Origin of the sequence: Rhodanobacter spathiphylli B39 (assembly GCF_000264295.1) — a bacterium.
GTDB classification, from domain to species: domain Bacteria; phylum Pseudomonadota; class Gammaproteobacteria; order Xanthomonadales; family Rhodanobacteraceae; genus Rhodanobacter; species Rhodanobacter spathiphylli.
In genome coordinates, this window is record NZ_AJXT01000015.1 from 1 (window position 1) to 12,547 (window position 12,547).

A 12,547-nucleotide genomic window follows, 5' to 3' on the forward strand; every position below is an offset into this window, starting at 1 on the left:
AGGATCTGCGTTCCGATCCGGACAACTGGTACTACGTCAACAAGGACGGCTCGCGGGGCGCCATGCGCCAGTACCGCAAGAACAACAAGTCCTGGACCACCACGGTGGACGCCTATGTCGGCGGCCCGCTGATCAAGGACAAGTTGTTCATCTTCGCGGCTGTCGAAGCCGAGCGCCAGCAGGGCGAGTCGACCGGTTCGAACGTGGCGCCGTTCGTCGACCACTACCGCTATGACAACCCGAAGTGGTACGGCAAGCTGGACTGGAACATCACCGACAGCAACATCCTCGAGCTGACCGGTGCGTCGAACAAGTCGTCCTACCAGGGCGTCTTCAACGACTTCGACTACGACACCCTGAAGGAAGGCGGTTTCAACAGCAACGACACCCACACCAAGAACGGTGCGGATGTCTATTCGGCCAAGTTCACCAGCTACATCACCGATGACCTGACCGTGACAGCCCTGTACGGCAAGATGAAGGGCACCTGGTACAGCAGTGTCGCCGACTACGATCCGACCTATCCGTACCTGTTCGGCGCTCAGGATCAGAACCCACTGTACAACGGCGGCAATACGATCACCAACAGCCAGACGGTATCGACGATCGCCCTGCCTGGCCATCGCTCGACCAACACGAACCTGCGCATCGACCTGAGCTACAAGCTTGGTGACCACACGCTGACCGCCGGTATCGACAACCAGGATCAGAAGAACGTCGATGGCGGCACCAAGTTCCCCGACGGCGGCCTCGGCTACGCCTGGGAGTACAACCCGCCGGTGGACGACACCGATCCGAATGCCTATATCGTGGGCGGTCCGGGCACCGCTCAGCCGGGTGCCGACTGGCATAACTCGCCGTGGGTGGCGGGTGCAGGCGGCTACGCAGGTGGCGAAGACGGCTATTACGTCGCCAAGTACCTGTACCACGACAACGCTTCGGTTCGCGTGGCACAGCGCGCGCAGTACGTCGAGGACAGCTGGCAGGTGAACGATCGCTGGTTGGTCAAGCTCGGTCTGCGCAATGACCAGTTCACCAACTACAACGCCGTGGGCGAACCGTATCTGCGCCTGACCAGCCCGCAGTGGGCGCCGCGCGTGGGCTTTAGCTGGGACGTGAACGGTGATTCCAGCTTCAAGGTCTACGGCAACGCCGGCCGCTACTACCTCGCGTTGCCCACCAGCGTGGCGCTGCGCTCGGCCGGTACCTCGCTGTACACCCGCCAGTACTACACCTACACCGGCATCGACGCCAACGGCATTCCGACCGGCCTGACCCCGATCGATACCTATCTGGGCGCTGGTGCCCCGGTATCGGCCAACGGCGAGTACGGCCAGGCCCGCGATCCGAAGACCTCGGCGTCGACGAACCTGAAGTCGGAATATCAGGACGAGTACATCTTCGGCTTCGACAAGAAGCTGGGTGACTCGTGGGTCTATGGCGCCAAGGCGACCTACCGCAACCTGCGCAACGCGATTGACGACATCGGCGACAACATCTCGATCATCGCCAAGATGAACGCGATGGGCATCGATCCGAACAGCTACGACGCCACCCGCGTGCCGGCGAGCATCTTGATCAATCCGGGCAGCACCTCCTACTTCAACATCCCGAAGCTGGCTGGCGGCTACTACACCGTGCAGATGGACTGGAAGAACGACTTCCACTTCAACACCACGATGAAGCGCAAGTACTACGGCCTGGATCTGTACTTGGAGCATCCGTTCGACGGCAAGTGGTACGGCAAGGTCGACTACCTGTTCTCGCGCAGCTACGGCAACAGCGAGGGCCAGGTGCGCACGGACATCGGTCAGAACGACGTGTCGGCAACGGTGGACTGGGACTACGCCGCGACCATGGACTACGCCAACGGCGCCCTGGCCAACGATCGTCGCCACCAGATCAAGGCGTACGGTTCGTACCAGATCGCACCGGAGTGGATGGTGTCGGGTAACCTGGCCATCCTGTCCGGCTCGCCGAAGACCTGCCTGGGCCGCTATGGCGCTGCCCAGACCAACCCGGGCCTCGGCTACGGTCCGTACTACCACTTCTGCAACGGCGTGCCTTCATCGCCGGGTGATACGCGCAACCCGTGGACCTACACGCTCAGCCTGAGCGCGGAGTACCGGCCGGAGTGGGCGGGCAAGAAGCTGGCGTTCAACGCGATGGTCAACAACGTGTTCGACAGCCAGAAGATCACCCAGACCTATCCGATCTCGACCAGCGCAAGCTTCGGTCGTCCGTACAGCATGCAGACGGGTCGTTACTTCCGCTTCGGTGCGTCGTACGACTTCTGATGATCTGAAGTAATACACATGTGGTAGTTGCAAGAAGGCCGCCGGGTTACTCCGGCGGCCTTTTCATGTCCGGCAGGTATGCCGAACGATGGACGGCTGCTGTCGCGCTGGCCGCAGCCAGCGGCAATAATGCCCAGGAGAGGCGTCGTGGCCCGACAGTTGCGGCGAAGCGATACACATCTAGGACAACCGCATGAGCCAATTCGCATTGCTGGGCAAGCGCCGTTTCGCGCCGTTCTTCTGGACCCAGGCGCTGGGTGCCTTCAACGACAATGCGTTTCGCAACGCGCTGGTGATGCTGGTGGCCTACCAGATGGGCCTGAGCGACCATGCTGCGTCGATCTACACGAATCTTGCGCCGGCGCTGTTCATCATTCCGTTCTTCCTGTTCTCCGCCACCGCCGGACAGCTGGCCGAGAAGTACGAGAAGACGCGGATCATCCGCTACGTGAAGCTGTTCGAGATCGGCGCGATGGTGCTGGCCGCCTATGGCTTCTATACGCACCACACTTCGTTGCTGCTGGTGGTGCTGTTCATGATGGGCATGCACTCGACCATGTTCGGGCCAATCAAGTACGCGATCCTTCCCCAGGCGCTGAAGCGCGACGAGCTGGTCGGTGGCAATGGCCTGGTCGAGATGGGCACCCAGATGGCGATGCTGGTGGGCATGATCGCCGGCAACTCGCTGATGCTGGTGGCGGGTATCGGTCCGTTGCTGGCCTCGGGCGCGACCATCGCGGTGGCTGTGGCAGGCTATCTGGTCTGCCGCAGGATTCCGCCGGCGCCGGCGACCGCGCCGGAGCTGAGGTTCAACTGGAACATGTTCAGCGAAACGGCCCGCGTGCTGGCGATAACCCGGGCCGACCGCGCGGTGTTCAACGCGATACTGGGCATTTCCTGGTTCTGGTTTTTCGGCACGGTCCTGATCGCGCAGTTGCCGATCTATACGCGCGAGACGCTGGGTGGCGATGGCTCGGTCAATACGCTGGTGCTGACCCTGTTCTCGATCGGCACCGGCGCAGGCGCGCTGCTGTGCGAGCGCATGTCGGGTCGCCGCGTGGAAATCGGCCTGGTTCCGCTGGGCGCGTTCGGGCTGACCGCGTTTGGTGTGGACCTGTACTTCGCGCGCCATGGCGTGGCCACGGTGCGCGGCCTGGATTGGCTGGGCTTCCTGCATTCGGCCGGCAGCTGGCGGGTCGCGCTGGACCTCACCCTGATCGGCGCGTTCGCGGGGTTCTACGTGGTGCCGCTGTTTGCCTACGTGCAGGCGCGCGCCCCGCGCGAGAAGCTGTCGCGGATCATCGCCGGCACCAACATCCTCAACGCGTTGCTGATCGTGCTGGCGTCGGGCTTCGGGCTCGGCCTGGGCATGCTGGGCTTCGGGGCGTCGCAGATCTTCCTGGTGGCCTCGCTGCTCAACGTGCTGGTGGCCTGGTACATCTTCACCCTGGTGCCCGAGTTCGTGATGCGCTTCATCACCTGGGTGCTGGTGAACACCCTGTACCGGGTGCGCGTGGACGGCAGTGAAAGGATTCCCGAGGAGGGGCCCGTCCTGCTGGTGTGCAACCACGTCAGCTTCATGGATCCGTTGCTGCTGATGGCCAATCTGCGCCGCCCCATGCGTTTCGTGATGTATTACAAGATCTTCCGGATCCCCGTGCTCAGCTTCGTGTTCCGTACGGCCAAGGCGATCCCGATCGCCGGTCACCGGGAAGACCCCGCCGTGCTGCAAGAGGCCTACGATGCGATCGACGCCGCGCTGGCCAATGGCGAGGTGGTCTGCATCTTCCCCGAGGGTGGACTCACCGGTGATGGCGCGATAGCGCCGTTCCGGGCGGGCGTCGAGAAAATTCTCGCCAGGCGGCCCGTGCCGGTGGTGCCGATGGCCCTGCGCGGCCTGTGGGGCAGCGTATGGAGCCGGAGTGACTCGATGCTGGGCCGTTCCCGCCTGCCTCGCCGTTTCCGCGCACGGGTGGAACTGGTGGTTGATGCGCCACGGCAGCCGGAGAACGCCGGCGCCGCGGCACTGGAGGCGCGGGTTCGCGAGTTGCGCGGCGACCTGGCCTGATCGAGTCGGTCAGCCCAGCCAGCTGCCGATCACCACCAGCGCCACCACGCTCAACCACGCCAGCAACGCCCGCAACAGGGCGCCCTGTAGCCGCCGCAGCTCGCCCAGCGGATCGCTGTGTTCCTCGGCATAGCCGTCGCCCGCTTCAATGTCGATGACCACGTCGGCCCTGGCTGCAGCGCCCAGAAAGCCGGGGCCGCGGCTGTACCAGCTGGTTGGCGCCGCCTGGCTGTGCCAGCGGCGCCATGCGTCGATCACGGCATCCCAATGGCCGACCACGGCCAGGGTGAAAGTCAGCAGCTGTGCCGGCAGCCAGTCCAGCGCATTGGCGACATGACCGGCGATGCGCCGGGTGGGCGGGTCGAGGTGCAGCGAGTCGTCGCGGCCCAGCGTCTGCCCCAGCCGGTAGAGCAGGGCGCCCACGGGCCCGAGCAGGAAGAACCAGAGCAGCACCGCGAAACGCCGACGCAATGCGGCGTAGGCCACGGCCTCGCCGAGCGCGGGAGCGTTCCAGGCGACCGGGTTGCCATCGTCGGCCAGGGCCTGCGCCGCTGCCTCGCGGCTGGCGTCGTCCGGGGCGCGCAGGATCGCCTCCAGATCCGCCTCGAATTCGCGCGGACCGAAGCAATACAGCAGCGCTGCCAGCGCGAACAGCAGGCGCAACAGTTCGCCCAGCGGCGACCATCCCAGCATCCATACGACCAGCACGCACAGCGCCGTGGGCAGCAGCAGGATCACCGCCACCCGGGCCGCGCCGCTGGTATCACCCAGCTGGGCTACCCAGCGGCGAAACCAGCCGTCACCACGCCAGCGCGCCAGTTGCGGCGCGAGGTGCAGCAGGCCAAGGGCGAGCAGGACGACAAGCAGACGAATGGCCATGGGGAAGCAACTTCGCAGGGACTGGGGCCATTGTATGCGACCGCCCGGGCGCCTCGGTGCCTCGTCGTGCGTTCAATCGCCGAAAATGGCCTGGTGCGAGATCGCTTCGACGGTGTGGTCGTCGGCCGCATGCGGAACCTGCGGGCCACAACCATCAGCCTCCAGCGCGCGGTCCATCAACTGGCCGGTGATGAACTGATTGGCGCTGTGCTCCATCTTCATGCGGACGTACTTGCAGCGGCTGGCTCCGGCCATCCTGTGCACCACCTGCTGCAGGCTTGGCTTGTCGTCGAGGGAAAGGCCGCGAATGCGTGCGATGTCCGTTCCGGGAAGGCGCACCCTGGTTGGCGCTGACCCCATGCCTGCATGGCCCTCCAGGATCGGCGAGTGGTAGTCCTGCGCAACCGGCGACGGCTCGGTCAGCACAACCGCTGGAGCCGGGTCCGCCGCCCGAACCGGGCTGGTCGGGGCCAGCGCGAGCGGTCGCGAGACCGGTCGCGCCTGGCGCGAGCGTCCCGGCATCGGACGTGCGGAGGATGGTCGGCGCATCCGTGTCACCAGCCGGATTCGCAGCGCATCATGGCTTGCGGGTTGCGCGTGTGAGCGGGGCGGGCGCGGCGCGACCGGCCCGAACAACAACGCCAGCAGGCCAAGATGCAGCGAGATCACCAGGCCGAGAATGCCTCCGCGCCGGAACGCCGCCCGCCAGCCAGGTCGAAGAACGGACGTCTTCCGCGCCTGCAGAGGGGTGCTTCCATGCGCCATGTCCGATTCCGTGATGAGCTGCGACGAATCAGACCGCCTGCGCGTCACCAAGTTCTCGGCGGGGGCTCAAGGTGCCGCGGCCGCCTCCACCAGCGCGGCCAGATCGAGGCCGGCACGACATTGCAGCCAGTACGTCAGCAACTGATAGGACACCGACAGCCGCGTGGACGGGACAAAGCTGCCGTCGGAAATGCCGTCGACGATCTGTTGCGGCGTGAACCAGCGGGCGTCTTCCAGTTCGTGATCGCGCCGGGCAATGTGTCGTGAACGCGCCGTGGCGATGAAGCCGACCATCAACGAGGCAGGCATCGGCCACGGTTGCGAGGAGTGGTAGCGCACCTCGTCGACGATCACGCCGGCTTCCTCGGCGACTTCGCGGCGAACCGCATCCTCCAGCGCCTCACCCGGTTCGACGAAGCCAGCCAGCGTGGAGTAACGACCGGGCGGCCAGCCAGCCTGGCGTCCGAGCAGGCAGGCACCCTCGTGCTCGACCAGCATGATCACGGCCGCATCGGTGCGCGGAAAATGCAGGCGCGCACACTCGGTATTGGTGCATTGCGCACGGTGCCCGGCGGCCACCAGCAGCAGTGCCGCGCCGCAGTAGGTACAGAATCGCGTCTCGCGCTGCCAGTGCGACAGGCCCTTGGCGTAGGCAAACAGGCCCGCTTCGTCGGCATCAAGCCGCAAGCCGGCGCTGCGCAGGCTTGCGCGACGCGCGTCCAGGGCGTGCTCCAGTTCTTCGATGCGCCCGGGATCGTCCGCCACCAGCAGGAAATGCGGGCGCTCATACGCCATGCCGAGCAGGCTGGCCCGCGTGTCTGCCAGCCACCGCTCGCGTTCGTCCGCATCGAGCCAGCGCAAGCGGTCGCCATCGCGGCGCAGGAAGGCTTCGCCCGCGGCGTCCAGCAGCAGGTAACGCGCCGAAGGCGAGCGGGCGTTTTCGACGATCCACGCCGATTCGTCGCGCGACTCGGCGACCCGGTCGAGCACCAGGCTGAGCCCGGCGAAGGTGTTGGTGGGGGCAAGCCAGGCCCGATCCATGGGTGACTCCTCAGGCGGAGAAGGAGGAGCCGCAGCCGCAGGTGGTCTTCGCGTTCGGATTGCTGATCACGAACTGCGCGCCGCTGAGGTTCTCGGCGTAGTCGATCTGCGCGCCACCCAGATACTGCAGCGACAGCGGATCGCACAGCAGGGTGACACCGTCGCGCTCTACCGCCAGATCGTCTTCGGCCTGGGCTTCGTCGAAGGTGAAACCGTACTGAAAACCCGAGCAGCCGCCACCGGAGATGTAGACGCGCAGCTTCAGCGCAGGATTGCCCTCTTCGGCAATCAGTTCATGCACCTTGTGTGCGGCCGCTGCGGTGAAGATCAGTGGCGTGCCGCTGCTCTGGTAGTCGGGGATCGAGACGATGGTTTCCATGGCTTTCGAAGTGGGGGCGTGGCGGGGTCTGCGCAAGCATAGCGCGTCAGGCGGGCACTGCCTCGTCCACGCCGGCATCCTGGGCCGGCGCGGGCAGGTTGCGCTGGGCTTCCTCGGCCTGGCGCGTGATGCGTCCGTTGACCTGGGCGCCGGCGGCCATCTCCAGGGTGTGGTAACGCAGGTCGCCATCGATACGCGCCTGCGGCGCCAGTTCCAGCCGCACGCTGACGTTCACGTCCCCGGTCACGTGGCCGTTGATCACCGCCTGCGGCACGTGGATTTCGCCATGCACCTGGCCGTGCTCGCTGAGGGTGAACATGGCGTCCTCGCCATCGCCGACCACGCTGCCTTCGATGCGCCCGTCCAGGTGCAGTGCGCCACTGAAGCGCACGTCGCCGCGGATCGACGTGCCACGCGCAATCAGGCTGGTCTCGTTGTTGCTGCTGTTGCGATCGTTGCGGTCGCTGCGTCTACGGTTGAGCATCGTGATCCCCTTGTGCGGTCGTGATGTTGCCACTCAGCGCGTCGCCCCAGGCGACGGCGCGGTTCACCGTTTCCCCGTCGGCGGGCTTCACGCTGATGCGCAGTCGTGTCGGGCGGAAATCCGCCGGCAACACGATCGTGCCGTGCAATTGCTGAAAATAGGTGAAGCGGAACGGCATGCCGTCCTTTTGTGCGGCGTCGCCCAGAGCGCTCCAGTCCAGCCGTGTCACCTTGTCACCACGCAGGCCTTCCACGCTGACCAGGGCGTTGCCGGAAACCTCGTCGCCGCGCTTGGCATTCTGGGTCAGGCTGAGGCTGAGGTTCCAGCCGCGTGAACCGACGATCGGCTGCAGCTTCACTTCCTGCAGCTTCAGTCCCTGCCGCTGGGCATCGCCGCCGACCAGTCGCGAGTAGAAGCCGAGGTCGGCGCGCAGGCCGTTGAGTTCTTCTTCGCGCTGGGCCAGCGTGCCCCGCAGCGAACGCGTGGCCACTTCGTTGACCTGGGCCGAGCGTTGCAGGTTGGCCAACTGCTGCTTCAGATCGTCGATCTGGCCGAGCAGGGCACGTTGTTGCCGGTTGTCCACCACAGTCGGTGCGTTGGCGTGCCGGCCGAATGCGGCAACGACAAGGCCGACCACCAACAGGCTGGCCAACCAGCCCAGACCCAGCCACCACCAGCGTCGGCGATGGCCGGTATCGTCGTGGCGGCGCACGACGAAACGTGGTGGCGGTCGTGAACCCATGCGGCTGTTCCGGGGAAAACCGAAGGTATAGCCCCGGCGTGATGAAAGCGTCAAGGAACGGCTGCACGAATCGGGCGGCGGCTCGTTCGCCGTGACGAACCTCAGCTGCCCATCTTGTTCTGCAGATAGCGTTCCGCGCCGATGTCCCTGATCAGGCTGAATTGGGTCTCCAGCCAGTCGATGTGTTCTTCCTCGTCGTGCAGGATGTCCTTGAACAAGTCGCGGCTGATGTAGTCGGCGATGCCTTCGCTGTAGGCGATGGCCTCGCGCAAGTCCTTCACTGCCGCCAGTTCCAGGTCCAGGTCGCCCTGCATCGACTCGATCGCGTTCTCGCCGATGCGCAGCTTGCCCAGGTGTTGCAGGTTAGGCAGACCATCGAGGAACAGGATGCGCTCGATCAGGTGATCGGCGTGCTTCATCTCCTCGATCGACTCCTTGTATTCATGCGCAGCGAGCTCGCCGTAACCCCAGTCCTTGAGCATGCGGTAATGCAGGAAGTACTGGTTGATCGCGGTCAGCTCGTTGTAGAGCACCTTGTTGAGGAATTCGATGACCTTTGCATCACCTTTCATGGCTTCCCCTCCTCGTGAAAATCAATCCCCACTATACAAACTCCGTGCCGGCGGCGACGGAATGAGAATGGAACGCCTTTGCCCGGCATGCGGAGCAAACTCCGGCCGGGTTGCGCATGAAACGGAGGGGAATCAGGCCGTGACGAGCGGCAACTGGCAGATCACCTGCGAGCGCGCCTGGTCGAACGTGGCACGTGCCTCGGCATCGCAGCAGCCGCAGCAGTCCGAGCAGCCGGTACGCGCCTGCAACTCGGCGAACGTTTGTACGCCGGCAGCCGCCTCGCGGCGGATATCGTGATCGGTGACGGCGTTGCACATGCAGATATACATGACGCGTATGAGAACGCGAATGCGAACGATTGTCAACAAGTGGCGGTCACCGGTTGCCTGGCAGCAAGCCGGGCGTTCAGTCACGCGGTTCAGGCCACGGCGCGGCCGCCCTGCGGCCTGGAGGGCGCGTCGGGCTCGTCGCGTGGGGGCAGGGTGCCCAGTTGCACGCTGAACAAGTCCTCCACCAGCGGCGCGAAATGCCGCAATGCTCGCGCGTACACATCGCGCTTGAAGTTCACCACGTGCGCCGCGGGATACCAGAAATCCACCCAGCGCCAGATGTCGAACTCCGGCTTTTCGCAGGCATCCAGCTTCAACGCTTCTTCGCCGCCGACCAGCTTCAGAAGGAACCACACCTGCTTCTGGCCGATGCAGGTCGGCCGCTGGTGGTGCCGCACGTAGCGACTCGGCAGGCGATACTTCAGCCAGCCGTGGGTGGCGGTGATCACCTCCACGTGATGCGCCGCCAGCCCGGTTTCCTCTTCGAGTTCGCGGTACATCGCCTCCAGCGGCGTCTCGTCCGAGCGCATGCCGCCTTGGGGAAACTGCCAGCCGTCACGATTGACCCGGCGCGCCCAGAACAACTGCCCGTCTGCATTCAACAGTACGATGCCGACATTCGGACGGTAGCCATCTACATCAATCATGTCGCCTCCTGGAGCCGAACGACGCAGTCTTCCTGCACGCCACGCCGAGTTCCTGAAGCCGATTCAACCACAGCCCGCAAAGCAGCGGCAAGCCGCAGGCTTGAACCTTCGCCGCCGGCCCACTACACTTCCGCGCCCCGCCCGTGATCGTTCAGATCCAGCCCGGCGGAATTCCTCAAGGCTATGTAGCTCAGCTGGTTAGAGCACAGCACTCATAATGCTGGGGTCGGTGGTTCGAGTCCACCCATAGCCACCAAATCAGTGTCCATTCCTGACCATTCCCGTCCAATACCGCCTCGGCAACCCAGCTGCAGCAAGGGTTTGGCGTCTTTACACCGTCCAGTCGTGTCCGATCACGTCTATTGTAATCCGGGGGCAACAAGGGGCAACATTGGGGGCAGGTACCGTTGCCTGTAGTGAGTTGCCCCCATGGCGCTTTCCGATGTCAACATCCGTAAGGCCAAGCCCACCGATAAGCCCCAGCGGCTGTTCGACGGTGGAGGCTTGTACCTGGAGGTTGCTCCATCTGGGGGCAAGTGGTGGCGACTTAAGTACCGCTTTGGGGGCAAGGAGAAGCGGCTGTCGCTAGGCACGTATCCCGACACCGGACTGGCCGATGCACGCGAGAAGCGCGATGCCTCACGCAAACTGCTTGCGCAGGGCGTAGATCCAGGCGTCCAACGCAAGGCCGAAAAGGCTGCCGGTGCCGATCGCGCAGCCAACAGTTTCGAAGCGGTCGCTCGCGAGTGGTTGGCGGTGAAGAAACCTGAATGGACAGCCGGCCAGTTCTTGAAGGAGTGCGGCCGATTGGAAAATCACGCCTTCCCCAGGATTGGTGGCCTGCCGGTCTCTGATATAGGAGTGGCAGAGATTCGCCCGTTGTTCGCCTACCTGGTCAAGCAGGGGCATATCGAGCAGGCTCATCGCCTCCGGCATCAACTAAGTCGCGTGTTTCGATTTGCCGTAGCCACTGAACGGGCCAGTCGCGACCCTGCCGCCGATCTGCGCGATACCTTGCCCAGCCGTAATCCTCAGAACCATCCAACGATCACCGACCCGAAACGCGTGGGAGAGTTGATGCGTGCCATCGATGGCTTCACGGGCACTCTCCCCGTGCAGTGCGCTCTGAGATTGGCACCCTTGTGGTTCTGTCGGCCTGGCGAGATACGCATGGCGGAGTGGACGCACTTTGACCTGGATGGCGAGCACCCGTCTTACACGGTGCCGCCTATGAATCGAAAGCTGAAGAAGGCGGCCAAGGAAAATCCCGCTACGCCGCCGCATATCGTGCCTTTGAGTCGACAGGCGCTGGAGATACTTCGCGAACTGCGCCAGTTGACGGGCCATGGGCGCTATCTGTTTCCGGGGGCCCGCGATCCGAAGCGACATATGTCAGATGGCGCAGTAAACGCGGCGCTGGCTCGTATTGGTTACAAGGGCATCATTACGGGCCACGGGTTCCGCCACATGGCGCGAACGTTGTTGGGGGAGTTGGGGTGGAATCCTGAAGCCCTGGAACGTCAGCTGTCCCACAAGGAGCCCGGAATCGTTGGTGTGTACAACAAAGCCCAGCATCTGCCTGAGCGTCGAAAGGTCATGCAGGCTTGGGCGGATTACCTGGACTTGCTAAAGGTGGGAGGCGATCCCCGATAGGCAGGGGTGGGCGGACTGTGCGAGCTTCGTGCTAACCTTGCATTGCAAATGCAACGCATGAGGTGCGCCCGTGAAATCCGCTTCCATTCCTTCGCTTCGAGTCGACCCAGAGTTGCGTCAGGCGGCCGAAGCCGTCCTGCGCGAAGGCGAGAGCCTGTCCAGCTTTATGGAGCAATCACTGCGCGATCAGGTGACCCGTCGCCAGCTGCAGCACGAGTTCTTGGCGCGTGGCTTGGCTTCCCGCGACGAGGCACGACGGACAGGTGAATACTTCGAGGCCGCATCGGTGCATGCCGAGTTGCGCGGCATGCTGACGAAGTCATCGAGCGGCAAGGCCAAGCGTTGAACTGGCACGTCCGTTACACGCGGGCGGCCCGCGACGATCTGCTGCGGCTTTACGGGTTCCTGCTGGAGCAGGACATAGAAGCGGCGCAGCGGGCGATGGAGGTCATCGAGCAAAGCTTGGAGCTGCTTCAGTCATTCCCCTTCACGTGCCGCAAGGCCGATCCTGACAATCCCTTCCTGCGCGAACTGCTGGTTTCGTTCGGCACCTCCGGCTACGTGGCGCTGTACGAGATCGAGGGGGATCAAACGGTGACCATCCTTGCCATTCGTCACCAGCGCGAAGACGACTATCACTGAACAAGTAGTCCTTCGAAGCTTGCCAGTCGCTTAGTGTGCGACTTCGTC

At 64.2% G+C, this 12,547-nt stretch carries 14 protein-coding genes and 1 tRNA gene; 6 read left to right on the top strand and 9 right to left on the bottom strand.

The window, feature by feature from the left end:
- Positions 1-2,297, top strand: a 2,297-nt coding sequence (locus UU7_RS07455; RefSeq protein WP_007806935.1) for a TonB-dependent receptor, incomplete at its 5' end; no start/stop codon positions are given.
- A gap of 193 nt (positions 2,298-2,490) precedes the next feature.
- Positions 2,491-4,365, top strand: a complete 1,875-nt coding sequence (locus UU7_RS07460) for an MFS transporter (RefSeq protein WP_007806936.1) — start codon at positions 2,491-2,493, stop codon at positions 4,363-4,365.
- A gap of 9 nt (positions 4,366-4,374) precedes the next feature.
- Here UU7_RS07460 and UU7_RS07465 read toward each other — a convergent pair whose 3' ends face one another.
- From UU7_RS07465 to UU7_RS07505, 9 genes are all read right to left on the bottom strand, one after another.
- A complete protein-coding gene (locus tag UU7_RS07465) occupies positions 4,375-5,244 on the bottom strand; it encodes a regulatory signaling modulator protein AmpE (protein WP_007806938.1) in 870 nt (289 codons plus the stop codon).
- 72 nt (positions 5,245-5,316) lie between these two features.
- The gene (locus UU7_RS17635; protein WP_083845957.1) at positions 5,317-6,009 is read right to left on the bottom strand and encodes a hypothetical protein; all 693 of its coding nucleotides are present in this window, start codon (positions 6,007-6,009) and stop codon (positions 5,317-5,319) included.
- A 66-nt stretch (positions 6,010-6,075) separates the two neighbouring features.
- Positions 6,076-7,050 (bottom strand): NAD(+) diphosphatase, encoded by a 975-nt coding sequence (gene nudC / locus UU7_RS07475; protein WP_007806942.1) that lies wholly within the window; start codon positions 7,048-7,050, stop codon positions 6,076-6,078.
- A 10-nt stretch (positions 7,051-7,060) separates the two neighbouring features.
- The gene (erpA, locus tag UU7_RS07480; RefSeq protein WP_007806944.1) at positions 7,061-7,429 is read right to left on the bottom strand and encodes an iron-sulfur cluster insertion protein ErpA; all 369 of its coding nucleotides are present in this window, start codon (positions 7,427-7,429) and stop codon (positions 7,061-7,063) included.
- Between the two features lie 46 nt (positions 7,430-7,475).
- Entirely contained in the window at positions 7,476-7,913 is a 438-nt protein-coding gene (locus tag UU7_RS07485) for a bactofilin family protein (RefSeq protein ID WP_007806946.1), read from the bottom strand.
- Entirely contained in the window at positions 7,900-8,655 is a 756-nt protein-coding gene (locus UU7_RS07490; RefSeq protein WP_007806948.1) for a DUF6776 family protein, read from the bottom strand. The genes UU7_RS07485 and UU7_RS07490 overlap by 14 nt, the downstream gene beginning before the upstream one ends.
- A 101-nt stretch (positions 8,656-8,756) precedes the next feature.
- Positions 8,757-9,227, bottom strand: a complete 471-nt coding sequence (bfr, locus tag UU7_RS07495; protein ID WP_007806950.1) for a bacterioferritin — start codon at positions 9,225-9,227, stop codon at positions 8,757-8,759.
- Positions 9,228-9,359: 132 nt separating this feature from the next.
- Entirely contained in the window at positions 9,360-9,545 is a 186-nt protein-coding gene (locus UU7_RS07500) for a (2Fe-2S)-binding protein (protein ID WP_007806952.1), read from the bottom strand.
- A 101-nt stretch (positions 9,546-9,646) separates the two neighbouring features.
- Positions 9,647-10,204: an RNA pyrophosphohydrolase gene (locus UU7_RS07505; RefSeq protein WP_007806954.1), complete on the bottom strand. Its 558-nt coding sequence runs from the start codon at positions 10,202-10,204 to the stop codon at positions 9,647-9,649.
- Between the two features lie 179 nt (positions 10,205-10,383).
- Between UU7_RS07505 and UU7_RS07510 the strand changes: the two genes are divergently transcribed.
- The 4 genes from UU7_RS07510 (at position 10,384) to UU7_RS07525 (ending at position 12,499) form a co-directional block, all read left to right on the top strand.
- Positions 10,384-10,460, top strand: a tRNA-Met gene (locus UU7_RS07510).
- A gap of 173 nt (positions 10,461-10,633) precedes the next feature.
- Positions 10,634-11,857: a tyrosine-type recombinase/integrase gene (locus UU7_RS07515; protein ID WP_040673055.1), complete on the top strand. Its 1,224-nt coding sequence runs from the start codon at positions 10,634-10,636 to the stop codon at positions 11,855-11,857.
- Positions 11,858-11,927: 70 nt separating this feature from the next.
- Positions 11,928-12,203 (top strand): YlcI/YnfO family protein, encoded by a 276-nt coding sequence (locus UU7_RS07520; protein ID WP_040673057.1) that lies wholly within the window; start codon positions 11,928-11,930, stop codon positions 12,201-12,203.
- Positions 12,200-12,499: a type II toxin-antitoxin system RelE/ParE family toxin gene (locus UU7_RS07525; protein ID WP_007806962.1), complete on the top strand. Its 300-nt coding sequence runs from the start codon at positions 12,200-12,202 to the stop codon at positions 12,497-12,499. Before UU7_RS07520 ends, UU7_RS07525 begins: the two co-directional genes overlap by 4 nt.
- Positions 12,500-12,547: the final 48 nt, after the last annotated feature.

Coding starts and splice junctions, on each gene's coding strand:
- UU7_RS07460 (WP_007806936.1), top strand. CDS start 2,491: ATGAGCCAATTCGCATTGCTGGGCAAGCGCCGTTTCGCGCCGTTCTTC.
- UU7_RS07465 (WP_007806938.1), bottom strand. CDS start 5,244: ATGGCCATTCGTCTGCTTGTCGTCCTGCTCGCCCTTGGCCTGCTGCAC.
- UU7_RS17635 (WP_083845957.1), bottom strand. CDS start 6,009: ATGGCGCATGGAAGCACCCCTCTGCAGGCGCGGAAGACGTCCGTTCTT.
- nudC (WP_007806942.1), bottom strand. CDS start 7,050: ATGGATCGGGCCTGGCTTGCCCCCACCAACACCTTCGCCGGGCTCAGC.
- erpA (WP_007806944.1), bottom strand. CDS start 7,429: ATGGAAACCATCGTCTCGATCCCCGACTACCAGAGCAGCGGCACGCCA.
- UU7_RS07485 (WP_007806946.1), bottom strand. CDS start 7,913: ATGCTCAACCGTAGACGCAGCGACCGCAACGATCGCAACAGCAGCAAC.
- UU7_RS07490 (WP_007806948.1), bottom strand. CDS start 8,655: ATGGGTTCACGACCGCCACCACGTTTCGTCGTGCGCCGCCACGACGAT.
- bfr (WP_007806950.1), bottom strand. CDS start 9,227: ATGAAAGGTGATGCAAAGGTCATCGAATTCCTCAACAAGGTGCTCTAC.
- UU7_RS07500 (WP_007806952.1), bottom strand. CDS start 9,545: ATGTGCAACGCCGTCACCGATCACGATATCCGCCGCGAGGCGGCTGCC.
- UU7_RS07505 (WP_007806954.1), bottom strand. CDS start 10,204: ATGATTGATGTAGATGGCTACCGTCCGAATGTCGGCATCGTACTGTTG.
- UU7_RS07515 (WP_040673055.1), top strand. CDS start 10,634: ATGGCGCTTTCCGATGTCAACATCCGTAAGGCCAAGCCCACCGATAAG.